General features: G+C 69.4%; 23 protein-coding genes. 14 read left to right on the top strand and 9 right to left on the bottom strand.

The window, feature by feature from the left end; translation table 11 throughout:
• Positions 1-38: 38 nt before the first annotated feature.
• Positions 39-1,283, top strand: a complete 1,245-nt coding sequence (gene glgC / locus IEX49_RS13480) for a glucose-1-phosphate adenylyltransferase (RefSeq protein ID WP_188806673.1) — start codon at positions 39-41, stop codon at positions 1,281-1,283.
• Positions 1,284-1,443: 160 nt separating this feature from the next.
• Here glgC and IEX49_RS13475 read toward each other — a convergent pair whose 3' ends face one another.
• Positions 1,444-2,145: an SDR family oxidoreductase gene (locus IEX49_RS13475; RefSeq protein WP_188806672.1), complete on the bottom strand. Its 702-nt coding sequence runs from the start codon at positions 2,143-2,145 to the stop codon at positions 1,444-1,446.
• An 81-nt stretch (positions 2,146-2,226) separates the two neighbouring features.
• Between IEX49_RS13475 and IEX49_RS13470 the strand changes: the two genes are divergently transcribed.
• Both IEX49_RS13470 and pepN read left to right on the top strand, forming a co-directional pair.
• The gene (locus IEX49_RS13470) at positions 2,227-3,606 is read left to right on the top strand and encodes an aldehyde dehydrogenase family protein (RefSeq protein ID WP_188806671.1); all 1,380 of its coding nucleotides are present in this window, start codon (positions 2,227-2,229) and stop codon (positions 3,604-3,606) included.
• 139 nt (positions 3,607-3,745) lie between these two features.
• On the top strand, positions 3,746-6,511 hold the full coding sequence (pepN, locus tag IEX49_RS13465) for an aminopeptidase N (protein WP_229672676.1): 2,766 nt from the start codon (positions 3,746-3,748) through the stop codon (positions 6,509-6,511).
• Between the two features lie 32 nt (positions 6,512-6,543).
• Here the strand turns inward: pepN and lplAB are convergent, their stop codons facing one another.
• Positions 6,544-7,617 carry a lipoate-protein ligase LplAB gene (gene lplAB, locus IEX49_RS13460; RefSeq protein WP_188806670.1) on the bottom strand — a complete coding sequence of 358 codons (1,074 nt, stop codon included), beginning with the start codon at positions 7,615-7,617 and terminating at the stop codon, positions 6,544-6,546.
• A 57-nt stretch (positions 7,618-7,674) separates the two neighbouring features.
• Here lplAB and IEX49_RS13455 point away from each other — a divergent pair, with 57 nt between their 5' ends.
• Genes IEX49_RS13455 through IEX49_RS13440 form a run of 4 tightly spaced genes read left to right on the top strand, consistent with a single transcriptional unit; the run spans position 7,675 to position 10,105 of the window.
• The gene (locus tag IEX49_RS13455) at positions 7,675-8,205 is read left to right on the top strand and encodes an RNA polymerase sigma factor (protein ID WP_188806669.1); all 531 of its coding nucleotides are present in this window, start codon (positions 7,675-7,677) and stop codon (positions 8,203-8,205) included.
• On the top strand, positions 8,202-8,900 hold the full coding sequence (locus IEX49_RS13450) for a methylated-DNA--[protein]-cysteine S-methyltransferase (protein WP_229672675.1): 699 nt from the start codon (positions 8,202-8,204) through the stop codon (positions 8,898-8,900). The genes IEX49_RS13455 and IEX49_RS13450 overlap by 4 nt, the downstream gene beginning before the upstream one ends.
• On the top strand, positions 8,897-9,538 hold the full coding sequence (locus tag IEX49_RS13445; protein ID WP_268237721.1) for a DNA-3-methyladenine glycosylase I: 642 nt from the start codon (positions 8,897-8,899) through the stop codon (positions 9,536-9,538). The genes IEX49_RS13450 and IEX49_RS13445 overlap by 4 nt, the downstream gene beginning before the upstream one ends.
• A 9-nt stretch (positions 9,539-9,547) precedes the next feature.
• Complete coding sequence (locus IEX49_RS13440) at positions 9,548-10,105, top strand: hypothetical protein (RefSeq protein WP_188806668.1); 558 nt, start codon at positions 9,548-9,550, stop codon at positions 10,103-10,105.
• 143 nt (positions 10,106-10,248) lie between these two features.
• On the opposite strand, the gene IEX49_RS13435 is transcribed toward IEX49_RS13440, so the two are convergent.
• The 4 genes from IEX49_RS13435 to IEX49_RS13420 form a co-directional block, all read right to left on the bottom strand.
• The gene (locus IEX49_RS13435) at positions 10,249-10,506 is read right to left on the bottom strand and encodes a type B 50S ribosomal protein L31 (protein WP_115931261.1); all 258 of its coding nucleotides are present in this window, start codon (positions 10,504-10,506) and stop codon (positions 10,249-10,251) included.
• Positions 10,507-10,677: 171 nt separating this feature from the next.
• Positions 10,678-11,517: a TrmH family RNA methyltransferase gene (locus IEX49_RS13430; protein WP_229672674.1), complete on the bottom strand. Its 840-nt coding sequence runs from the start codon at positions 11,515-11,517 to the stop codon at positions 10,678-10,680.
• On the bottom strand, positions 11,510-12,319 hold the full coding sequence (locus IEX49_RS13425) for a sulfite exporter TauE/SafE family protein (protein ID WP_188806729.1): 810 nt from the start codon (positions 12,317-12,319) through the stop codon (positions 11,510-11,512). Before IEX49_RS13425 ends, IEX49_RS13430 begins: the two co-directional genes overlap by 8 nt.
• Before the next feature lie 46 nt (positions 12,320-12,365).
• The gene (locus IEX49_RS13420) at positions 12,366-13,130 is read right to left on the bottom strand and encodes an ABC transporter ATP-binding protein (protein ID WP_188806728.1); all 765 of its coding nucleotides are present in this window, start codon (positions 13,128-13,130) and stop codon (positions 12,366-12,368) included.
• A 131-nt stretch (positions 13,131-13,261) separates the two neighbouring features.
• Here IEX49_RS13420 and serB point away from each other — a divergent pair, with 131 nt between their 5' ends.
• Positions 13,262-14,170, top strand: coding sequence for a phosphoserine phosphatase SerB (gene serB / locus IEX49_RS13415; protein WP_188806667.1), 909 nt, complete (start codon positions 13,262-13,264; stop codon positions 14,168-14,170).
• 101 nt (positions 14,171-14,271) lie between these two features.
• Here the strand turns inward: serB and IEX49_RS13410 are convergent, their stop codons facing one another.
• Together IEX49_RS13410 and fabG are read right to left on the bottom strand one after the other, a co-directional pair.
• Positions 14,272-15,111, bottom strand: a complete 840-nt coding sequence (locus tag IEX49_RS13410) for an SDR family oxidoreductase (RefSeq protein WP_188806666.1) — start codon at positions 15,109-15,111, stop codon at positions 14,272-14,274.
• Positions 15,112-15,116: 5 nt separating this feature from the next.
• Complete coding sequence (fabG, locus tag IEX49_RS13405) at positions 15,117-15,878, bottom strand: 3-oxoacyl-[acyl-carrier-protein] reductase (protein ID WP_188806665.1); 762 nt, start codon at positions 15,876-15,878, stop codon at positions 15,117-15,119.
• Positions 15,879-16,034: 156 nt separating this feature from the next.
• Here fabG and IEX49_RS13400 point away from each other — a divergent pair, with 156 nt between their 5' ends.
• Genes IEX49_RS13400 through IEX49_RS13390 form a run of 3 tightly spaced genes read left to right on the top strand, consistent with a single transcriptional unit; the run spans position 16,035 to position 17,871 of the window.
• Complete coding sequence (locus IEX49_RS13400; RefSeq protein ID WP_188806664.1) at positions 16,035-16,520, top strand: DUF3099 domain-containing protein; 486 nt, start codon at positions 16,035-16,037, stop codon at positions 16,518-16,520.
• On the top strand, positions 16,517-16,849 hold the full coding sequence (locus IEX49_RS13395; protein ID WP_188806663.1) for a hypothetical protein: 333 nt from the start codon (positions 16,517-16,519) through the stop codon (positions 16,847-16,849). The genes IEX49_RS13400 and IEX49_RS13395 overlap by 4 nt, the downstream gene beginning before the upstream one ends.
• Complete coding sequence (locus IEX49_RS13390) at positions 16,846-17,871, top strand: SURF1 family cytochrome oxidase biogenesis protein (protein WP_188806662.1); 1,026 nt, start codon at positions 16,846-16,848, stop codon at positions 17,869-17,871. Before IEX49_RS13395 ends, IEX49_RS13390 begins: the two co-directional genes overlap by 4 nt.
• A gap of 26 nt (positions 17,872-17,897) precedes the next feature.
• On the opposite strand, the gene abc-f is transcribed toward IEX49_RS13390, so the two are convergent.
• A complete protein-coding gene (gene abc-f, locus IEX49_RS13385; RefSeq protein ID WP_188806661.1) occupies positions 17,898-19,496 on the bottom strand; it encodes a ribosomal protection-like ABC-F family protein in 1,599 nt (532 codons plus the stop codon).
• A 150-nt stretch (positions 19,497-19,646) separates the two neighbouring features.
• Here abc-f and IEX49_RS13380 point away from each other — a divergent pair, with 150 nt between their 5' ends.
• From IEX49_RS13380 to IEX49_RS13370, 3 genes are all read left to right on the top strand, one after another.
• Positions 19,647-20,303, top strand: a complete 657-nt coding sequence (locus IEX49_RS13380) for a biotin transporter BioY (protein ID WP_188806660.1) — start codon at positions 19,647-19,649, stop codon at positions 20,301-20,303.
• An 80-nt stretch (positions 20,304-20,383) separates the two neighbouring features.
• Complete coding sequence (locus IEX49_RS13375) at positions 20,384-21,181, top strand: energy-coupling factor ABC transporter ATP-binding protein (protein ID WP_373286739.1); 798 nt, start codon at positions 20,384-20,386, stop codon at positions 21,179-21,181.
• Entirely contained in the window at positions 21,178-21,840 is a 663-nt protein-coding gene (locus IEX49_RS13370) for a CbiQ family ECF transporter T component (RefSeq protein WP_188806659.1), read from the top strand. Before IEX49_RS13375 ends, IEX49_RS13370 begins: the two co-directional genes overlap by 4 nt.
• Positions 21,841-21,863: the final 23 nt, after the last annotated feature.

Here is a 21,863-nt window from a genome sequence, read left to right as displayed (position 1 = left end):
AGGCACGGACACTCCTCCAAGGGAACGGGACGCTTCAGATGCCACAGAAGAAGGTGCTGGCGGTCGTACTGGCCGGCGGTGAAGGCAAGCGGCTGATGCCGCTGACGGCGGACCGGGCCAAACCCGCCGTTCCGTTCGCGGGCAGCTATCGATTGATCGATTTCGCCCTCTCGAACCTGGTGAACTCCGGGTACCTGAGGATCGTGGTGCTGACACAGTACAAGTCGCACTCCCTGGACCGGCACATCTCCGAGACCTGGCGGATGTCCACCCTGTTGCGGAACTACGTGGCCTCGGTCCCGGCGCAGCAACGCCGGGGCAAGGACTGGTTTCTCGGCAGCGCCAACGCCATCTACCAGTCGATGAACCTCATCCACGACGCGCGCCCGGACATCGTGGTGGTGATCGGGGCAGACCACGTCTACCGGATGGACTTCCAGCAGATGGTAGACCAGCACATCGAGTCGGGGGCCTCAGCCACCGTCGCGGCCGTCCGGCAACCGCTGGAGCTGGCGTCGTCCTTCGGGGTCATCGAGACCCAGCGGTCCGACCCGAACCGCATCGAGCGCTTCGTGGAGAAACCCGCGACGACGGAGGGGCTCGCCGAAGACCCGACGCAGTTCCTGGCGTCCATGGGGAACTACGTCTTCACCGCCGATGCACTGGTGGACGCACTCAACGCCGACGCCCAGGCCAAGGACACAGACCATGACATGGGCGGAGACATCGTCCCGTGGTTCGTGGAGCAGAACGACTGTGGCGTCTACGACTTCACGACGAACGTGTTGCCCGAGGAGGCTGACCGCACGCACTACTGGCGGGACGTCGGCACCCTGGACTCGTACTACGATGCGCACATGGACCTGGTCAAGCCCTGGCCGGACTTCAACCTCTACAACCCCGAGTGGCCCATCTTCACGCGCCAGTCCGTCTCTCCGCCGGCCAAGCTCGTGCGGTCGGCAACGAAGCGCCCGGGCACCGCGGTGGACTCCATCCTGTCCCAGGGGGTGGTGATCTCCGGCGGGACCGTGGCCCAGTCCGTGCTGTCCACGGACGTGCGGGTGCACAACGAGGCCTGGGTGGAGCAGTCCGTCCTGCTCGACGGCGTGGTGGTGGGCAAGGGCGCCAAGGTCCGCAACGCGATCCTGGACAAGAACGTGGTGGTCCCGGAGGGCGTGCAGATCGGCTTCGACCGAGCCGAGGACGAGGCGCGCGGCTTCACCGTCACCGAATCGGGCCTGACCGTGACCGCGAAGGGCCAATTCGTCCCGCCCCTGGACTGAACGGAGAGCCTGAGCCAGCGGAGGGCTTGACGGCACAGCTCCATTAGTACAAACCAAGCACCTTGTACCCGTGGGAACAAGGTGCTTGGTTTGTAAGGACGATCTGTCCGGCAGTCCGGGCGGAACCGCCGGGACGGCTCAGACTCACCCGCTCACCGGCTCACGGCCAGGAGGGCTCCTCCGCGTGCGCGATGAACAGCTCCCGCACCTCGCAGCCGGCAGGCTGGGACAGAGCGAACAGCACCGCTTGGGCCACGTTGGAGGGGTCGTTGAGCTGGGAGTCGTCCTGGGGCTTGTACTGTTCGGTCCGGTCGTCGAAGAACCGGGTCTTCATCCCGCCGGGGATGAGCTGGGTGACGCCGACCTCCCCCTTGAGCTCCGCGGCCAGGGCCTGCGTGAAGCCGAGGACGCCGAACTTGGAGGCGCAGTAGGCGGTGGCGTCCGAGGCACCCTTCAGGGCGAGCGTGGAGGCCACTGTGACGACGCGCCCGTGCGAGGCCTTGAGTGCCGGCAGCGCCGCCCGCACGGTGGAGACGGTGCCGAAGAGGTTCACCCGGACCACCAGTTCCCAGTCCTCGATCGAGACGTCCTCGAGCCGACCGCAACGGTCGATCCCCGCGGCCGTGACCACGGCATCCAGTCCGCCCGCCTCTGCGGCCGCGCGTTCGACCGTCTCCGTCACCGCGGCGGTGTCCGTGACGTCCACCTCGTAGGCGGTGATGCCGCTCAGTGAGCTGATGTCCCGGTCCAGGACGATCGGCTGACCGCCGCTGGCCCGGACCGCCTCCACGACGGCGGCACCGAGTCCGGAGCCACCACCGGTGATCAGGACCCGGCCGGGACCGGAGGGTTGAGAAACCATGCAATCTTCCTCTCACTGGATGGCCGCCTGTGCGGCGGCCTGATTCCCCCACCGTAACCCCAGACCGTTAGTGTCGGAACCATGACGACAGCGATTCCACCAGCCGAGATGACGGTCCTGAGCCCCCATGACGGCACGCCCGTCGGCACACTGCCCTGCGCGGGAGCGGAGGAGGTCCGCGATGCCATCGCCACAGCCAGGGCAGCGGCCCGGGACTGGGCCGGGACGAGTCCCGAGGAGCGGGGCCGGCTGGTGCGCGCCGCAGCCGACGCGCTGGCCGAGCATGCCGAGGAGGTGGCCGCCCTCAACACCCGGGAGACCGGCAAGCTGGCGCATGAAGCCCTCGGTGGCGTCCTGGCCGGGGTCGGGACCCTGCACCAGTATGCGGAACTCGGCCCGGTGCACCGTGGCCATGCCCTGCGCGGAGGCACCCTGGCGGCCGACTACACCGTGGCCGAACCGCGTGGCGTCGTGGCCGCGATCACCCCCTGGAACGACCCGGTGGCTGTCGCCGCGGGTCTGCTGGGCGCTGCCCTCGTCACCGGCAACACCGTGGTGCACAAGCCCAGCGAACGCTGCCCGCACACCGGTGCCCGCCTCGGCGAGATCCTCACGGCAGCCCTGCCCGACGGCGTGCTGGTCACCGTGACCGGCGGCCCGGAGACCGGGCGGTTGCTGGCCGACCAGGCTGACCTCGATGTCTTAGCCCACGTGGGCTCGACCGAGACCGGCCGCGCCATTGCCCGGGCCGCCCTGGACACCGGAGCACACGTGATCCGGGAGAACGGCGGCAACGACCCCCTCGTGGTGGATGACGACGTCGACCCGGCATGGGCCGCCGAGCAGGCGGCGATCGGCGCGTTCACGAACGCGGGTCAGATCTGCACCTCCGTGGAACGCATCTACGTACACCGGGCCGTGGCGGAACCGTTCCTGCACGCGCTGGCCGCCGAGGCCCGACAACGCAACCGCGAGGCCGCCCTGGCCCCGCTGGTGGACCGCCGGATGCGGGACGCGGTGCACGGTCACGTCCGGGCGGCGCTTCAAGACGGGGCCACTGCCCTGGAAGGTGGGGAGGTCCCCGAGGGGGCCGGCTCGTTCTACCCCGCCACCGTCCTGCGGGACTGTACCGATGCCATGCAGGTGATGACCGAGGAGACCTTCGGACCGGTCGCTCCGGTCAGGGTGGTGGACAGCTTCGCCGAGGGCCTGCATCTGGCGTCCCGGGATCGCTACGGCCTGGCGGCGACGGTCCTGACGAGCCGGATCGCCCACGCCCAACGGGCCATCGCGGAGCTGCCGGCAGGCACCGTCAAGGTCAACAACGTCTTCGGCGGTGCCCCCGGTGGCGCGGCGCAGCCCCGGCGGGACAGCGGCGCAGGTTTCGGCTATGGGCCGGAACTGCTCGACGAGATGACCCAGGTGAAGGTCGTGCACGTGGAGATGCCGCCGAGCAACTGAGCACCAGCAGACCAGGACGGCACCAGGAGCGCACCAGGACGCGTGACCATGTGCCTCCAGGGGCTGCGGCGATGCGGGGAGCTGCGTCTCTCGGGAGCCCTCGATCACGACTTCGTGAAAGAGTGGTTGAATATCTCTCATGGTGACCGACAACACGCTGGACGCGCCCGTGCCCGATGCGCTCCCGACGTTCCTGGACCGCACGAACCTGACCCGGGACGAGGCGTTCGCCCGGTCCCACCAGGTCATCACCCGCGAATACGACGTCCACATCGACCTGTCCACGGCCCTGGACCCAGCCGCTTCCGGCTATCGCTCGACGACGACCCTCACCTTCTCCTGTGTGAATCCGGGAACGTGGACGTTTCTCGATTTCATCAACGACGGCGTGGAGTCGGTGGTCCTCAACGGCCGGACCCTGGATCACACCCGGGTGGCGGGGCGTGCGCGCATCCTGTTGGAGGACCTGGCCGCAGAGAACGAGGTCACCGTCATCGGGACCGCCCTCTACTCGACCTCGGGCGAGGGACTGCACCGCTTCGTGGATCCCGCGGACGGGCAGACCTACCTGTACACCCAATACGAGCCGGCCGACGCCCGCCGGGTGTTCGCGAACTTCGAGCAACCCGACCTGAAGGCACGGTTCACCTTCCACCTGACCGGCCCCGGACACTGGGTGCTGGCCTCGAACCAACCGGAGACCGCGCGCCAGCCAGCCGTCGTGGCGGCAGGCAGTTTGGCAGAGGGCGTGGCAGACGCTGTGACGCCCGCCCGCAACCTGGTGACCGTCGACTTCGCGCCCACCCCGCCGCTGTCCACGTACCTCACCACGCTGCTGGCCGGGCCGTACGCCACGTGGGCAGACCGCTGGGCCGGCCATCCGGCGTCGGGCGCCCCGGAGGTGCCCCTGGCCCTGTACTGCCGGGCCTCCATGGCCGCCTCCCTGGACGCCGAACGGCTGTTCGCCACCACCCGGGCCGGACTCGACTTCTTCCATGACCTCTTCGGGGTCCCGTACCTGTGGGGCAAGTACGGGCAGGCCTTCGTACCCGAGTACAACCTCGGCGCCATGGAGAACCCGGGACTGGTGACCTTCACCGAGGACTACGTCTTCACCTCACAGGCCACCGCGGCGCAGTACGAGGCCCGGGCCACCACGATCATGCACGAGATGGCCCACATGTGGTTCGGCGACCTCGTGACCATGCGCTGGTGGGACGACCTGTGGCTGAAGGAGTCGTTCGCGGACTACATGGGCACCCTCGCCGTCGCCGAGGCCACGGAGTTCACCGGGGCCTGGACCACCTTCGCCAATCGGCGCAAGGGGTGGGCCTACGTCCAGGACCAGTATCCGACCACCCACCCGATCGTGGCCGACATCACCGACCTCGAGGCGGCCCGGCAGAACTTCGACGGCATCACCTACGCCAAGGGGGCCTCCGTGCTCAAACAGCTGGTGGCCTTCGTGGGGCGGGACGCCTTCATGACGGCCTCCCGCCAGTACTTCGCCCGGCATGCCTGGGGCAACGCCTCCCTCGCCGACTTCGTGGACGCCCTCGCGGAGGCCTCCGGGCGGGACCTGGCGGAGTGGGTGGACACCTGGCTCCACACCCGCGGAGTCCCGGAGCTGAGCGTGGAGGACGGACACCTCCACCACCGGGGCACGGACCCCGTGACCGGCGCGGAGGTGCTGCGCCCGCATGTGCTGAAGGTCGGTCGGTACTCCCCCGACGACGTCGGACGGCTCGTCCGCACCGGCACGGTGGACGTGGAGGTGCCTTCCCATCGAGCCGGAACCAGCACGCAGGTGGTGCTGCCGGCCTCCGGCGACTCGGAGGCCGTGCAGCTCATCCTCCCCAACGACGAGGACCTCACGTACGCCATGATCCGGCTCGACGAGGCCTCGCTGCACGCGGTCCTCCGCTATCCCGTCGAGAACGATCTGGCCTGCGCCACCGTGTGGGCCGCGCTGTGGAACATGACCCGGGACGCCGTCCTGCCCGCGGCCCAGTTCGTGGACGCGGCGTGCCGGCTCTCTGGACTGATGGCCGACGCCGGCCTGTACGGACGGGTGCTCGAGCAGGCCCTGAGTGCCGTGTCCCGGTACGTTCCGCGGCCGGACCGGCCCGCCGTGCGGTCCCGCCTGGGGGCCGCGCTGGCCGACGCCCTGCAGACGACGGGCGCCGGCAGCGACCGGCAGCGGTCCGCAGTGCGTACCCTGGCCCGGCTGGTCCGCGGCGCTCGTGATGAGGGAGCCGCTGCAGCCGAGGAGCACCTCGTGGCGGTCCTGCAGGCGCTCGTGGCCTCCGGCCCGGAGGCGGAGCGGGACCGTGCCGTGGTGGCCCCGGGGCTGGACGTGGACGCAGAGGTCCGCTGGGCGGCCTGGCAGGGGCTGGCCGCCCTCGGGCTGGCCGCGCAGGACGATCTGGACGCGGCGCTCCAGGCCGACGTCACCGCGGCCAACGCCGTCCGACACCGGATGGCGTCCGCGGCGATTCCCGAGGCCCCCGTGCGCCGGGCGGCCTGGGAGGCCGTGATGACGGGCCGCACGGCGGACGGTCAGACGTTGTCCAACGACCACCTCTCGGCCACGGCAGCCGGTTTCACCGCGTCCCGCCCGGACCTCGCGGCACCGTTCGCCGAACGGTTCTGGCCGGAGCTGGAGGCCATCTGGTCCAGCCGGTCCAATGGTCTGGCTTCCCGGACCATCGTCGGGCTGTTCCCCTCGGCGCAGGATGCCCTCCCGGGCGCGCCCGAGGACCAGGGGCGCCACCCCGTGGTGCTGGCGGCGCACGACTGGCTGCAGGCCCATCCGGACTCCCCGCGGGCCCTGCGCCGGCTCGTCATCGAGGAGACGGACGACATGCTGCGGGCATTGCGGGCGCAGGCAGCCGGCCGGCCCTGAGTCGGTCCTGAGTCAACCCGAGCGCTCCGGGACTATGGCACCCGGGCCGTCCAGGCCGGCGTCGTGAACTTCGCGGTGGCCAAGGCCTCCGCGCGAGAGATCTCGTCCTCGGTGAGGTGCGTCCGGGTGGCCCCATAGCGGTCGGTGAACGTGGACATCATGGTCTCCCAGATCTCCGGGCGCGTCAGGCCGGTCTGTCGCCGCAGCGGGTCGACTCGCTTCTTGGCGGAGCGGATGCCCTTGTCCCGGATCTTCTCCCGGCCGATGCGCAGGACCTCGGTCATCTTGTCCGCGTCGATGTCATAGCTCATGGTGACGTGGTGCAGCAGTCCCCCGCTGGCCAGCCGCTTCTGCGCGGCGCCACCGATCTTGCCCTCCGGCGTGGCGATGTCGTTCAGCGGCTGATAGAACGCCTCCACGCCGGTCCTGGCCAGGGCGTCCATGGCCCAGGCGTCGAGGAACGGGTAGGAGTCCGCGAAGCTCATGCCATCCACGAGGGACTGCGGCAGGTAGAGCGAGTAGGTGACACAGTTGTCCGCCTCCATGAACATGGCCCCGCCGCCGGAGATGCGGCGCGCGACCGTGATCCCGTGCCGCTCGACGCCCTCCGGATCCACCTCATTGGCCAGGGACTGGAACGATCCGATGACGACCGCCGGCTCCGTCCACTGCCACAGTCGCAGTGCGGGCCGGCGCCGGCCCGCGGCCACGTCCTCGGTGAGGATCTGGTCCAGCGCCACCTGGCTGGTGATGGGCAGCGGCTGCGGCGCGAGGATCTCCCACTCATGGTCCTCCCACGTGGTCGCGTGACCCAGGGCGCGGCGCACTGCCGTGGCCACGGCGGCCGGATCGAAGCCGAACATCACCGTCTCGGGCCCGACGGCGGCGCGCACCGTCTCGGCGATGGTCCCGTGGGGTGCGTTGAGGTCCAGCCCCAGGAGCGAGCGGTTGATGTCCTGCAGGGCCTCGTCCGGCTCGAGGAAGAAGTCCCCGTTGATGCTGGCCGTGGCGACGGCCCCGTCGGAGACCGTCAGGTCCGCGATGACCAGCTTGCCGCCGGCGACCTTGTACTCGCCATGGTGGGAGGATCCGAGAGGGGTGTTCATGATTCCATCTTCACACCTCACGTTCCGGAGAGCTGACGCGTCTACTGTGTGATGACGATGACAGAACCGTTCGAACAGGCCGTCCAACGGCACGGGGCCACCGTGTTGCGGGTGTGCCGAGCCGTGCTGGGGCCCGGCCCTGACGCCGATGACGCGTGGCAGGAGACCTTCCTGGCAGCGCTGCGGCAGTGGCCGGACCTGGCGCCGGGGACAAACTTGGAGGCGTGGCTCGTGCGCGTGGCCGGCCGCAAATCGATCGACGTCCTCCGCGCCCGGGGCCGCGGTGCGGTGCCGATGGAGACGCTTCCCGAACGCTCGGCGGCGGACGGGTTGCCGGGCACTGGGGCGGACGGGATCTGGTCCGTGGTGGCGTCCCTCCCGGACCGACAACGTCTGGCCGTGGCCTACCACTACCTCGGCGGGCTTCCCCATGCCGAGACGGCCGCCCTGATCGGCGGCAGCGTGGAAGCAGTCCGGCGCGCCTCCTCGGATGGCGTCCGGACGCTGCGGCGGATTCTTGAGGAGGACGAGAGGACACCGGTTCACACCGCGTCGTCACTGACGATAGGACCCAGAGGACCACGATGATGACGAAGCCCATGACCCCACCACCGATCACACCATCCACCACGCCACCCGCGACTACTGCGCGCTCTCCCGAGCCGCCGGATTCGCTGGCAGGTACCGGACTCCAGGGGCGTTTCTCGGTGGCCGAGGCGGATCTGACGGCCCTGCGGGACCGGCTGTCCCATCGCGCTGAGGAGGCAGAGCTGCTGGACCTGGCCTACCGCATCGTGGACAGCCCTGTGGGCCGGCTCCTGCTCGTGGCCGGCCCCCGCGGCCTGGTTCGCGTGGCCTTCGACAGTGAGGGATTCTCCCAGGTGCTGGCCGGGCTGTCCGAGAGGATCAGCCCCCGGTTGCTGCATGCCCCGTGGAAGTTGGAGGCAGTGGCCCGCGAGCTCGAGGAGTACTTCACCGGACACCGCAGCCGTTTCGAGGTCCCCGTGGACTTCATCCTGTCCTCGGGGTTCCGGCTGGCCGTCCAACGGGAACTTCCTGGAATCGGCTACGGGCAGACCGCCACGTACCGGGAACTCGCCGAACGGCTTGAGAACCCCAAGGCCGTGCGTGCGGTGGGTACCGCCTGTGCCACCAATCCGCTGCCCGTGGTGGTCCCCTGTCACCGGGTGCTGCGCTCGGACGGCAGCCTCGGTGGCTACCTCGGCGGCCTGGAGGCGAAGACCCTGTTGCTGGAGCTGGAGAAGGAGAACGCCGCGGCATGAGTGACGAGACACGGACGATGTCCGCCACGACTGATGCTCGTGATGCGGGCCTGGTGGTCGGCGAGGACGGCCTGGCCCGGCCCCTATGGGCCTCCAAGGACCTGATGCTGCGGGAGTACTACGACGGGGAATGGGGTCTGCCGGTCCGGGACGAACGGGGCCTGTTCGAGCGCCTGAGCCTGGAGGCCTTCCAGTCGGGCCTGTCCTGGGCCACCATCCTCCGCAAGCGACCGGCCTTCCGGCTGGCCTTCGCGGACTTCGCCCCGGACGCGGTGGCCGCCTTCGACGACGGTGATGTGGAGCGCCTGCTCGGGGATGCCGGCATCGTCCGCAACCGGGCCAAGATCCTGGCCACGATCGGCAACGCCCGCGCGACGGTCGCCCTACGAGATGAGGGCGGGCTGGCGGAGCTCATCTGGTCCTTCCAACCGGAGACGACGCCACGGCCCCGAACGCTGGACGAGATCCCCAGCCGGTCCCCCGAGTCGGTCGCGGCCGCCAAGGCCCTGCGTTCCAAGGGGTTCTCCTTCGTCGGCCCCACCACTGTGTTCGCCCTGATGGAGGCCGTCGGCATCGTGAACACGCACCTGCTCGGCTCGCACCGTCGTGGCACCTCGGGGGTCTGGTCCGCTGGCTAGGATCGGGGCATGACCGCCCCACTCGTCTCATCCTCAACGACCCCTGGTTCCCGCCCTCCGCAGAGTGGGGAGGGATTCCGCCGGTGGACGGCTCGCCTCGGCTGGGTCCTGGCCGTGGTGGTTCCGGCGTGGCTGGCCGGTGGGCGCCTCCTCACAGACAGCACCGGAGACCTGACACCCATCTACGCGGCCACCCTGGCCCCGGTGCTGCTGGTCCTGTCCGTCGTCGCCCTCGCCGTGCCGGCGCGGCGTCCAGCGCGCTACCCCTCCGTCCGGGCCTGCACGATCCTGCTGATGTCCTGGGGGTGCGGGATCGCCCTCGGGTTCACCCTGCCGGATACCGGTGAGGGGGCGTCGTCCGTGTTGGGGGCCTGGGCAGGACCGGGAGCGGCGGGTGCCGCTGCGGCGTTGTCCAATCCCCTGGGGATCATCATGCTGTTCATGGCCATCATGGGGTGCGTGGTGTCCATCCGCCACAGCGCCCACGGCGAGGGCGACGGACGGTCCCGGGATGCCGACGAGGACGACGCGCAGGGCACCGGATTCTTCCCCGTGCTGGACGTGTAGAAGCGCTCTCCTCGAGGTGCACCGGTCCGATCTCACTCCGTAGACACGTTAAACACGAAACCGGGGCCGATCCGGACTCTTCCCCCGAGGGAAGGTCCTGGATCGGCCCCGGTGTGCTGGGGCATCCAGTAGGGCGGTGGGCCTTACTTCTTGCCGCCGAAGCCCTTGAAGCGGGCGTTGAAGCGCTCCACGCGGCCGGCGGTATCCATGATCCGCTGCTTGCCGGTGTAGAAGGGGTGCGAGGCCGCGGAGATTTCCACGTCGATCACCGGGTAGGTGTTGCCGTCTTCCCACTCCATCGTCTTCTGGGACGTGGTGGTGGTGCGGGTCAGGACCTTCTCGCCGGAGGCCAGATCGTTGAAGATCACCAGCTGGTAATCGGGATGGATGTCAGTCTTCATGGGGAATCCTTCGGTGGCGCCACTGGATTTTGCCAGCGGCTGATGAGGAACGTGTCGTGGTTGACCGCAGCACGGCCAGCTACCCACTATAACGCATGGGCCCAAGGAGAGTCATCCGACACCCGGCAGCGAAACCGAACCGGGAGACGTCTGCCGCCTCACTGTGAGTCACTACCGTGTCGCGTAGAAGGCGATAGCCGCGGAGGCGGCGACGTTGAGCGAATCGACCTCATTCATCATGGGAATGGTGACTCTCCTGTCGAGCCGCCGCTCCGTCTCGGCCGCCAGCCCGTCACCCTCGTGGCCGAACACCAGGGCGAGCCTCCCGTGATCCTCGGCGACCAGGTCATCCAGCGTGATGGCACCGTGTCCCAGGGTCATCCCCGCCACCGTGAAGCCGGCGTCCTTCAGCACCTCGATGCCAGCTGGCCAGGGGTCGATGCGTGTCCACGGCACCCGGAACACGGCCCCCATCGAGACACGGATGGAACGGCGGTAGAACGGGTCCGCGCATTGCGGTGTCACCAGCACGGCGTCGATGCCGATCGCGGCGGCCGAACGGAAGATGGCCCCGATGTTGGTGTGGTCGGAGACGTTCTCCAGCACGGCGATGCGGCGGGCCCCGGTCAGCAGCTCCTCGACCGTGTGCGGCATGGGCCGTTCCATGGCGGCCAGGGCACCGCGGTGCAGGTGGAAGCCGGTGATCGATTCGAGCATGGCGTCCGTGCCCGTGTAGACCGGGACGCCCGGATGGGCGGCGAAGACATCGGCCATCGAGTCGAGATACCGGTGCGCCAGGAAGAAGGAGCGCGGCCGGTGGCCCGCGTCCAGGGCCCGGCGGACCACCAGTGAGGACTCCGCGAGGTAGATTCCGTGGACGGCGTCCTGCCGGCGGCGCAGGGCGGCATCGGTGAGGCCACTGAAGACCTCCACCCGCGGATCCGCGGGGTCGGTCACCTCGATGGCGCCGTTGGCCCCGATCGACCTGAGGGGCCCGAGGGGTTCACCCACCGGTTACCAAGGGCCACGCCAGGTTCACGAGGCCCGCCACCCCGACGATGACGATGACCACGCGAAGCCAGAACGGCTTGATGCGGCGGCCGATCTTGGCCCCGAGGGATGCACCGATCATGGAGGACACCGCGATCAGCAGCACGGCCCGCCAATCAATACGGTCGAAGGCGAAGATCAGGTAGGACACGGCGGCGATGAGGTTCACCGCCAGGGACAGCCAGGTCTTGATGGCGTTCGCGTAGACGAGGGCTCCGGACAGGAACACCCCCATGATGCCCAGCAACAGGACACCCTGGGCGGCCACGAAGTAACCACCGTAGATGCCCGCGGCGAAGATGAGCGTCCAGAGCACGGGAGACACCGGCCCCGTGGGGGTCTCCGGCTCCTCGATGTTGTCTTCGCCGGCCTTCCGCCGGCGGACCCACCGGGACAGGGCGGGTTGGAAGACCACAAAGCAGATGGCCACGGCGATGAGGATCGGGGCGGCGACCCCGAAGACCTCTTCCGGTAACACCATCAGGAGGAACGCTCCCACGAGGCCGCCGAGGAGGGAGGCGATCGTCAGGGCCGGCAGCACGGCCTTGGAGGCTGCCAGCTCACGGCGGAAGCCGAAGACTCCGGAGACGCCGGCGGCCACCAGGCCCATGGCATTGGAGATCTGTGCGGTGACGGGCGGAAAGCCCATCGCCACCAGCACGGGAAAGGTCACGAGGGTGCCGGAACCCACCACGGTGTTGATGGTGCCGGCCCAGAAACCTGCCAGCAGGATGACGATGACCTGCCACAGGTCCAGACCCATGACATCGAGGCCCAGTACGTCCACGCGGTAATCCCCCGGGGGCCGGTCAGCGGGCGACGGCCGTGTAGCGGCCGTCGACTCGCGTGACCTTGAGGGGCAGACCGAAAGCGGTCGAGAGATGGTCCTCGGTCAGCGTCTGCTCCAGGGGTCCTGCGGCCACCACCCGTCCTTGGCGCATGAGCAACGCATGGGTGAATCCGGGCGGGACCTCCTCCACGTGGTGGGTCACCAGCACGAGGGCGGGAGCGGCGGGGTCAGAGGCCAGCCGGGTCAGCGCCCGGACGAGAGTCTCACGTCCGGCCAGATCGAGACCCGCGGCCGGCTCGTCCAGCAGCAGCAGCTCCGGGTCGGTCATCAGGGCCCGGGCCACGAGGACACGCTTGCGTTCACCCTCGGACAGGGTGCCGAACCGGCGGTCCTCGTAGCCTCGTAGGCCCCACTGCCAGATCAGGCGGCGGGCTCGCTCCTCGTCCACGGTGTCATAGGCCTCGTTCCAGCGACCCATGACACCCCAGGACGCGGTCAGCACGGCGTTCAGCACCGTCTCCCCGTCCGGGAGCTGCTGGGCCAGTGCCGCGGAGGACAGTCCGATGCGCGGGCGCAGCTCGAACACGTCGACGGCGCCGAGCACCTCGTCGAGGATGCCCACCATGCCGGTGGTCGGGTGCATACGGGTGGAGGCGACCTGCAGCAGCGTCGACTTGCCCGCCCCGTTGGGTCCCATGATGATCCAGCGCTCACCCTCCCGGACCTGCCAGCTGACCTCGGACAGCAGGTCCTTGGTGCCCCTGCGGACACCGACCCCGGCCATCTCCACGACCGACTCACCCGAGGGGGTGAACAGTTGGTGGTCCGTGGCGGCGCGCAGAGGCTGGAAAGAGGGGCTGGTCATGATTCAAACACTAGGCTAGAAACACCCCTTGAAGCACGAAAGGCCACGGCATGCCGCCCATTGTTTCCCCGTCCACCGGTCCGGACATCGTCCCCTCCTCCATCGGGACGGACCTGGTCCTGGTCTATGCCCCGGGTACCGGCGGTGCAGACTCCGACCCGATCTCGACCCCGCCGGTGGTGCCGGCCCATGCCGAGCCGGTGGCCGGCGTCGGCTTCCACGGCTGGCGGTGGCACGTGCAGGCCGGAGAGGCGGCGGGCCGCCCCGATCTCGGCCTGCTCCCGGAGGGGCACGCCGCCGCGGTGGTCCCGGCCGCCGCACTGGCGGCCCGGCCGAAGATGCTGGTCATGGATGTGGACTCGACCCTCATCCGCCAGGAGGTCATCGAACTGTTGGCCGCCCACGCGGGCCGCGAGGCGGAGGTGGCCGCCGTGACCGAGGCCGCGATGCGCGGTGAACTGGACTTCACCCAATCGCTCCATCACCGGGTCAAGGCTCTGGCGGGACTGGACGCCGGCGTCATCGACCAGGTGGTGGCCGCCGTCGAGCCCCAGCCGGGCGCGCGAGAGGTCATCGGTGCCTTCCAGGCAGCCGGGTGGCAGGTGTGTGCCGTGTCCGGCGGCTTCACCCAGGTCCTCGCGCCCCTCGCGGCCGATCTCGGCCTGGACCAGTACCGTGCGAACGACCTGGAGATCGTGGAGGGCCGCCTCACCGGCCGGGTGCTGGGCACGGTGGTGGACCGGGCCGTGAAGGCAGAGATGCTGCGTGCCTGGTCCGCGGCGGCCGGGGTCCACGCAGACGGCGTCATCGCAGCCGGGGATGGCGCGAATGACATCGATATGCTCCAGGCCGCGGGGCTGGCCGTGGCGTTCTGCGCCAAGCCGGCCCTTCGCGCCCACGCGCACGTCGAGCTGGATCTGCCCTCCCTGGACGTCCTGCGCGTGCTGGCCGGCCTGTAGCCGCCCGCACCGCGCACTTTCAGTCGACTTCACGGGGGTTCGATGCAGAACACCCCCACGAAGTCGACTGAAAGCCCTCTGTCCTGAAAGCCCTCTGTTGTCTAGCGGTGGTCGGGGTCTCCGGCCACGTCGAGGAAGTCCTGGGCGCCGCCGACGTACTCGGTGTGGCCGACCGGCAGATCCCGGCCGGCAGAACCCACCACAGCGGCGATCTCCGCTGCGAACTCGGCCACCGAGTAGAGCTTGCCGGCGGCCTCGCGGCGGGCCTCGAGGGCACCGGGCTCGGCACGGTTGAGCATGGTGGCCGTGATGGTCCCCTCGATCATGTCCCCGGACACCACCACGAAGCCGATGCCCCGATCCTGCAATACCGGAATCCGCTCGCGCAGGGCGACCTCACCGGCACGCTTGGACCGGGCCACCGGGACGTAGGCGTCCATGGTGGGGACGGAGTCGATGAAGTGTGCCTGGTGGCTCGTGACGAAGACCACCTGGCCGCCGGACGGCATGACCTCGAGTGCGGTCTCGAGCATGGCCAGCTGGGAGTCACGGTTCAGCACGGTGGCGTAGTCCTCGCCCATCGAGGTCTCCATGCCGCCGGAGGCGTTGAGCACCAGGATGTCCAGGGACCCGAAGGCCTCGACGGCGGCGTCCACCATGGCCTTGCGGCCCTCGGCGGTGGTGATGTCCGCGCCCACGGCCACGGCACGGCCGCCTGCCGCCTCGATGGCGCCCACCACTTTGTTGGCGCGGGGCGCCTTCTGGCGGTAGTTGACGATGACGCCGGCCCCGCGGGCGGCGAGCAGCTGGGCGGTGTCCGCGCCCACACCCCGGCTGGATCCGGTGACGATGACGCCCTTGCCGGCCAGGTCCTGGGCGATGGCCGGAGTGGAGTCGCGTCCTGCTGCGTGCACGGAGTTATCAGAAGTCTCAGAAGTCATGGGAATCAGTGTCCCATCCCGAGTCCGCCGTCCACGGGGATGACGGCCCCGGAGATGTACGAGGCCTCGTCCGAGGCGAGCCATCGCACCACGTTGGCGACCTCGGCGGGCTCGGCGAAGCGGCCCGCGGGGATCTGGGACCGGTACTGCTTCTGCAGGTCCTCCCCCAGGGACTGGGTCATCTCGGTGTCGATGTAGCCCGGGGCCACCACGTTCGCCGTGATGTTGCGGGATCCGAGTTCGCGGGTCAGCGACCGGGCCATGCCGACCAGACCGGCCTTGGACGAGGCGTAATTGATCTGACCCGGTGACCCCATGAGGCCGACCACCGAGGAGATCAGCACCACGCGGCCCTTCTTCTTCCGGATCATGCCCTTCGACGCGCGCTTGAGGACACGGAATGATCCGGTGAGGTTGGTGTCGATGACCGCGGAGAAGTCCTCCTCGCTCATACGCAGCAGCAGCTGGTCCTGGGTGATCCCGGCGTTGGCGACGAGGACCTCGACGGGGCCGTGTGCCTCCTCGACCTCGGTGAAGGCCCGGTCCACGGACTCGGCGTCCGTGACATCGGCCTGCACGGCGAACAGGCCGTCCGGCGCCTCGCCAGAGCGGGAGGTCACGGCGACCTTGTCCCCGTTGGCCCGGAACGCCTGGGCGATGGCGAGGCCGATGCCCCGGTTGCCGCCGGTGACGAGGACGCTGCGGCCGGCAGCCGGGGCGTCCGGGGAATCCGGAGTGGGGGTGGAAACGTTGCTGGCCTCGGCCATCGGGGTCCTCCTGGAACTGGTCTGTCGTGCGATCAGTGCGGTATGTCAGATCACTTCTCCGGTCATCCACTCTAGGGCGGAAAGTGGGACAATGGACGGAACCGAAACCCCGCTGGACGGTCGCCGTGCCAGCGCACAGTATTGCAGGAGAGCCCCATGTCCACCCGTCACGTCCAGACCGGCCCGCAGGCCGGGCACGCGGGCCGTGATGACTATGTCCAGCGCATCACCAGTGCCCCGGAGGCCGGACACGTGGACCGGGACGCCCGATTCGTCCGCTACGCGTGGCAGATGGGAATCCGGACGGCCTGTTTCGTCGGGGCCTTCTTCACCACCGGCTGGGTGCAGATCGTGCTCTTCATCGCGGCCATCGTGTTGCCCTACATCGCCGTGATGCTGGCCAACAACGGAGCCGTGTCCAACGGTCAGGTGCTGGACGCGGTTCCTCCGGCGCCTGCGGGCACCCCGCAGCTCGGCACCCGGCTCGAGCTGACCGCCGGCCCCGAGACCCTCCTGGGTGAGACCGTGGACGGCGGCCCGAGACCGGAGAGCAACCTGCGTGACCCGCATGACCTGCCTGACCCAGAGGGTCCGCAGAATCAGCACGGGACGCATCACGAGCACGACGACAGGGCCGCATGAGCCACGATGACCTCCTCGGTGCCCTGGACGGCACCAATCCGGCACCGGCGCCGTCCGCACCCGCTGGCCGGCCGTCGTCGGGAACCGAGGCGCGCAGCGCCTCAGCGGCGGACCAGCAGGTCTGCTCCCGCAAGGGCTGCGGGCACCTGGCGGCCTGGCGCCTGGAATGGAACAACCCTCGGATCCACGCCCCCGAGCGGCGCAAGACGTGGCTGGCCTGCGAGGACCATCAGCACTGGCTGGCCGACTACCTGCAGTCCCGCGGACTGTTGAGGGACGTACTGCCCCTGGCATCCAACGGTACTGACACCCGCGAGAAGGATTCATGACCCAGACGAACAACGACCGCGTCACCGGCACAGGCCCAGGCCCAGGCCCAGGCCCAGACCAGCGTGCCGGGAATGCCGGGCGATCCGAGCCTTCCGAGAGCAGCCCGCAGGCCGGTTCCGGCCGTCCGGGACAGAAACGTGCCCGGCTCGACTTCCGTTTCCTGCTATCCCCCCAGTGGCTCGGCGGGCTGGCATTCTGCGCCATCTTCTCCGTGGCCTGCGCCCTGCTCGGCCAATGGCAGATGGACCGCCGCATGGAGGCCGTCACCGAGATCAACAAGGTCCTGGAGAACTACGACGACGCGCCCGTTCCGCTGGCCGGCAACGAGGACCTCTTCACGGCGTTCGAGGCCCCCCGCGAATGGACCCCGGTGGAGATGACCGGCGAGTACCTGGCGGAGGACACCCAGATCGTGCGCAATCGCCCGAAGGCCGGCAAGCCCGGATACGAGGTCATCGTCCCGTTCCAGGCAGACACCGGGGACATCATCGCGGTCAACCGCGGGTGGCTGCCCATCGGCAACACCGCCGGCTGGCCCGACGTCGTCCCCGCACCCCCCGAGGGCGAGGCCACCGTGGTGGTCCGCACCAGGCCCGGCGAGCCCACTCTCGAGCGGGACGCCCCGGAAGGGCAGTTGGCCTCGATCGACCTGGTCGCCCTCGAAGAGTCCGTCGGCTATCCGCTCTCGGACACCGCCTATGGCGAGATGGTCGAGGAGGACCCCGCTCCGGTGAGCCGACCCCAAACCCTGGTGCCGCCAACCCTGGATGAGGGGCCGCACCTGTCCTACTCACTCCAGTGGTTCCTCTTCGGACTGATGAGCTTCATCGTGTGGGGCTACATGGGCCGGCAGCGGGCCGTGAACGACCGTGACGACCGCGAACTGGGATTGACCGAGGAGCAGGGCTACCTGTCCGCCTACCGCGCCCCGAAGCGCAAGCCGGTCCGGCGCCGCAACGGTCAGCTCACCGACGAGGAGGCCGAGGACGCATTGCTGGACGAGGCGGAGGCCCGCCGGTAGGGCGGAGTCACAGGGCGCGCAAGCACTCAGGCCAGGGTGATGAGGTCCTGGTAGGTGCTGTTCCAGTGGTCCTCCACGCCGTCCGGCAGCAGCACCACCCGCTCCGGGTCGAGGGCCTCCACGGCTCCCTCATCGTGAGTCACCAGCACCACGGCGCCCTCATAGGTGCGCAGGGCGTTGAGGATCTCCTGGCGTGAGGCCGGATCCAGGTTGTTGGTCGGCTCGTCCAGCAACAGGACGTTGGCGCTGGAGGCCACGAGGGTGGCCAGGGCCAGCCGGGTCTTCTCACCGCCGGAGAGCACACCGGCCGGCTTGGCCACGTCGTCGCCCTGGAACAGGAACGAGCCGAGGACGTTGCGCACCTCGGTGTCCGCCAGGTCCGGAGCGGCGGTCTTCATGTTCTCCAGTACGGAGCGGTCGGTGTCCAAGGTCTCATGCTCCTGGGCGTAGTAGCCGAGCTTGAGCCCGTGCCCGGCGATGACCTCGCCGGTGTCCGGCTGGTCCACTCCGGCGAGCATCCGCAGCAGGGTGGTCTTTCCGGCCCCGTTGAACCCGAGGATCACCACGCGGGAACCGCGGTCGATCGCCAGGTCCACCCCGGAGAAGATCTCCAGGGATCCATAGGACTTGGAGAGGTCCTCCGCCTTGAGAGGGGTCTTGCCGCACTTGGCGGGCTCCGGGAAGCGGATCGCGGCGACCTTGTCTGCGGCCCGCTCCCCCTCCAGCCCCTTCATCATGCGTTCGGCCCGCTTGATCATGCTCTGAGCGGCCACCGCCTTCGTCGCCTTGGCGCGCATCTTGTTGGCCTGCTCCATCAGGTGCGTGGCCTTCTTCTCGGCATTGGAGTACTCACGCTTGCGGCGGGCCTGGTCCTGTTCACGCTGCAGCAGGTAGTTCTTCCAGCCCATGTTGTACGTGTCGATCACCTGGCGGTTGGCATCCAGGTACAGCACCTTGTTCACGGTCATCTCCATGAGGTCCACGTCGTGGCTGATGACGATGAAGCCGCCCGGGTACGCCTTGAGGAAGTCACGCAGCCACACGATCGAGTCGTGGTCCAGGTGGTTGGTGGGCTCGTCCAGGAGCAAGATGTCAGCGTCGGAGAAGAGGATCCGCGCCAGTTCCACGCGGCGCCGCTGGCCGCCCGAGAGGGTGTGCAGGGGCTGGTCGAGGATGCGGTCCGGCAGGCCGAGGTTCGCACAGATCGTGGCGGCCTCCGACTCCGCGGCGTACCCGCCCGACGTCGTGAATTCCGCTTCGAGCCGGCCGTAGCGGTTCATGGCCTTCTCGCGGATCGCGTCATCTGCATTGGCCATATCGTCCTCCGCCTGGCGCATGCGGCGGATGATCTGGTCCAGTGACCGGGCTGAGAGGATGCGGTCCCGCGCCGTCTGGTCCATGTCCTCGACCTTGGGATCCTGGGGGAGGTAGCCGACCGTGCCGCGACGGGTCACATTGCCCCCGGCAGGGAGGCCGCCGCCGGCCAGGACCTTCGTCAGGGTGGTCTTGCCGGCACCATTGCGCCCGACCAGGCCGACCTTGTCCCCCTTGTCCACCTTGAAGGTGACCCCGTCCATGAGCAGCCGGGCCCCCACGCGAAGTTCGAGGTCTGTGACGGCAAGCACGGGAGGGACTCCTTGAGGTGAATAGACTGTCCGGCAGGGCTGGCGGAACCCGCCAAGTCTACCGTCGCCGTCCAAACCGGGATGCCCACCACCTGCATCACCATTCCACCGCCATTCCACCACCATCCCATCGCCTCCGAGGAGTCCACCGTGAGCCAGTCCGTTCCCGTTGCCGGCCGCAAGCCACTGGCCGTTCCCGCGCAGGTGGCGCTCGCCGGCGTCTTCGCCGCCCTGATCGCCGTGTGCGCCATGCTCCCGCCGATTCCTGTGGGTGGGTTCGGCGTGCCGATCACCCTGCAGACCTTCGCCGTCATGCTGACCGGGCTCATCCTCGGGGCGCGGCTCGGCTTCCTCTCCGTGGCCTTGTACGTGGTGGTGGGCCTGGTGGGACTGCCGGTGCTGTCCGGCTTCAACGCCGGCTTCGGTGTGCTCGCCGGCCCCTCGGGCGGCTATCTGCTGGCGTTTCCCTTCGCAGCCGCCTTGACCGGTGCCCTCTCGACCCTGGTCCTGAAACGTGGCCAGGCCGCCGCCGCCCAGCGTGCTGCCCGGGGCGCTGACGTGGCCGCCGGACGGATCGGCTTCGGCTGGTGGGCCCTGGTCTGGCTCTCGGCCATGGTGGGATCCTTCGTGTTCATCCACCCCATGGGCATCGGCGGGATGATGCTCGCACTCGACTTGGACCTGCCGACGGCCCTGGCGGCGGACATGGTGTTCTGGCCCGGTGACGTCATCAAGAACCTGCTCGCCACCGCCGTGGCCGCCACGGTGATCCGGGCCTTCCCGGCCCTGGCCCTCCGGCGTTTCTGAGCGGCGTGGAGTCCTCCATCACACAGCACCGCGACAGCATCACCCCCGGCCGGCCCGGCAGCGGCGGAACAGCCTCCGGCCTGGAGCTGCGGGCCGCCGTGGTGGATGTCCCCGGGGCCGCGCCGGGTCCCGGTCAGTCGGCCGGTTCAGAGGCCGGCACCGTCCGCGTCCTGGGCCCAGTGGACCTGGTCGCCTCCGAACCCACGGTCGCGGTGATCGGGGCCAACGGCTCGGGGAAGTCGACGCTCATTCGCCTGCTCAACGGCCTGGTCCTGCCTGCTGCGGGCAGCGTGCGCGTGCACGGCCTGGACACGGCCGCGGAGACCACGGCCGTCCGCGCGCGGACGGGATTCGTCTTCACCGACCCCCTCGTCCAGCTGGTGATGCCCACCGCCGGCGAGGACATCGAGCTTTCGCTGCGGCGCACGCACCGGCACCGCCCGGAACGAAGGGCGGCTGCCGAGCGCCTGCTGCAGGATCACGGCCTCGGCGGCCTGGGGCACCGCAGCATCTACGACCTCTCCGGCGGGCAGCGCCAGCGCCTGGCCCTGGCCTCCGTACTGGCCACTGACCCCGTCCTTCTGGTGGCCGACGAACCCACCACCCTGCTGGATCTGGAGTGGACCCTCGAGGTCCAGGAGCTCCTGCTGTCCCTGCCGGGATCCGGCCGGTGTGAGCAGGTCGTATTCACCACCCATGACCTCGACTTCGCCGCCCAGGCGGACCGGTGCCTCGTCATCGCCGACGGGCACATCGTCCACGACGCCACCGGCCCGGAGGCCGTTCAGTGGTACCGCACGGACGTCCTGGCCCGCCGAGGCCGCAGGGGCGGCCGGGACACGGGGACGGGCCGGAACACGGGGACGGGACAGCTGTGAACCTGCTGGACTACCGGCCCGGTCATACCGCGGTGCACCGCTGCCCGCTATGGGCCAAGTATGCTGTGCTGCTGGCCCTCTCGGCCGTCCTCGTCTTCTGGCGTCAGCCGCTGGTGGTCGGTGTGACCCTGGTGGTGGTCCTCGCCCTCTACCTGGCGGCCTCACTCCCCCGCGAGTTCCTCGCGCCGTGGCGCCGCGGCTGGCCCCTGCTGCTGTTCGCCGGGATCGCGCGCTTCATCTCCGGGATCTGGGGCCCGACGCCGGCCCCGCCCCTCGAGGCGCTCGGGCCGGCCCTCGTGGTGGTGGCCGCGGTGTTCGGTGCCCTGGCCGCAGCACGGTTGCTGGTGATCACCACCCCGGGCACGGAACTGCTGGACGGGCTGGAGCGGTTCTTCGGCGTCCTGCGCCCGGTCGGTGTCAACCCCGAGGCGGCGGCCCTGGCGGTCAACGTGATGATCCGGTCCATCCCCTGGGTCGGTGGTGCGGTCCGTCGCAATGCCGAGGCCCTGGCTTCGCGCGGGTTGCGGCGTGGACCGGTACGGCTCATGGGACCGGTGCTGGTGGCAACCGTGGGACACGCCCGCGCCACCGGTGAGGCCCTGGCTGCTCGCGGGCTGCCCGGGGACCACGGCGAGACAAGAGAATCCCGGCCATCCTGAGGATTCCCGTTGATAATTCTCGG

Source organism: Citricoccus zhacaiensis (assembly GCF_014645315.1).
GTDB classification, from domain to species: domain Bacteria; phylum Actinomycetota; class Actinomycetes; order Actinomycetales; family Micrococcaceae; genus Citricoccus; species Citricoccus zhacaiensis.
The sequence above is the reverse complement of the archived record's forward strand: the minus strand, read 5'-3'. Positions and strand labels throughout refer to the sequence as shown.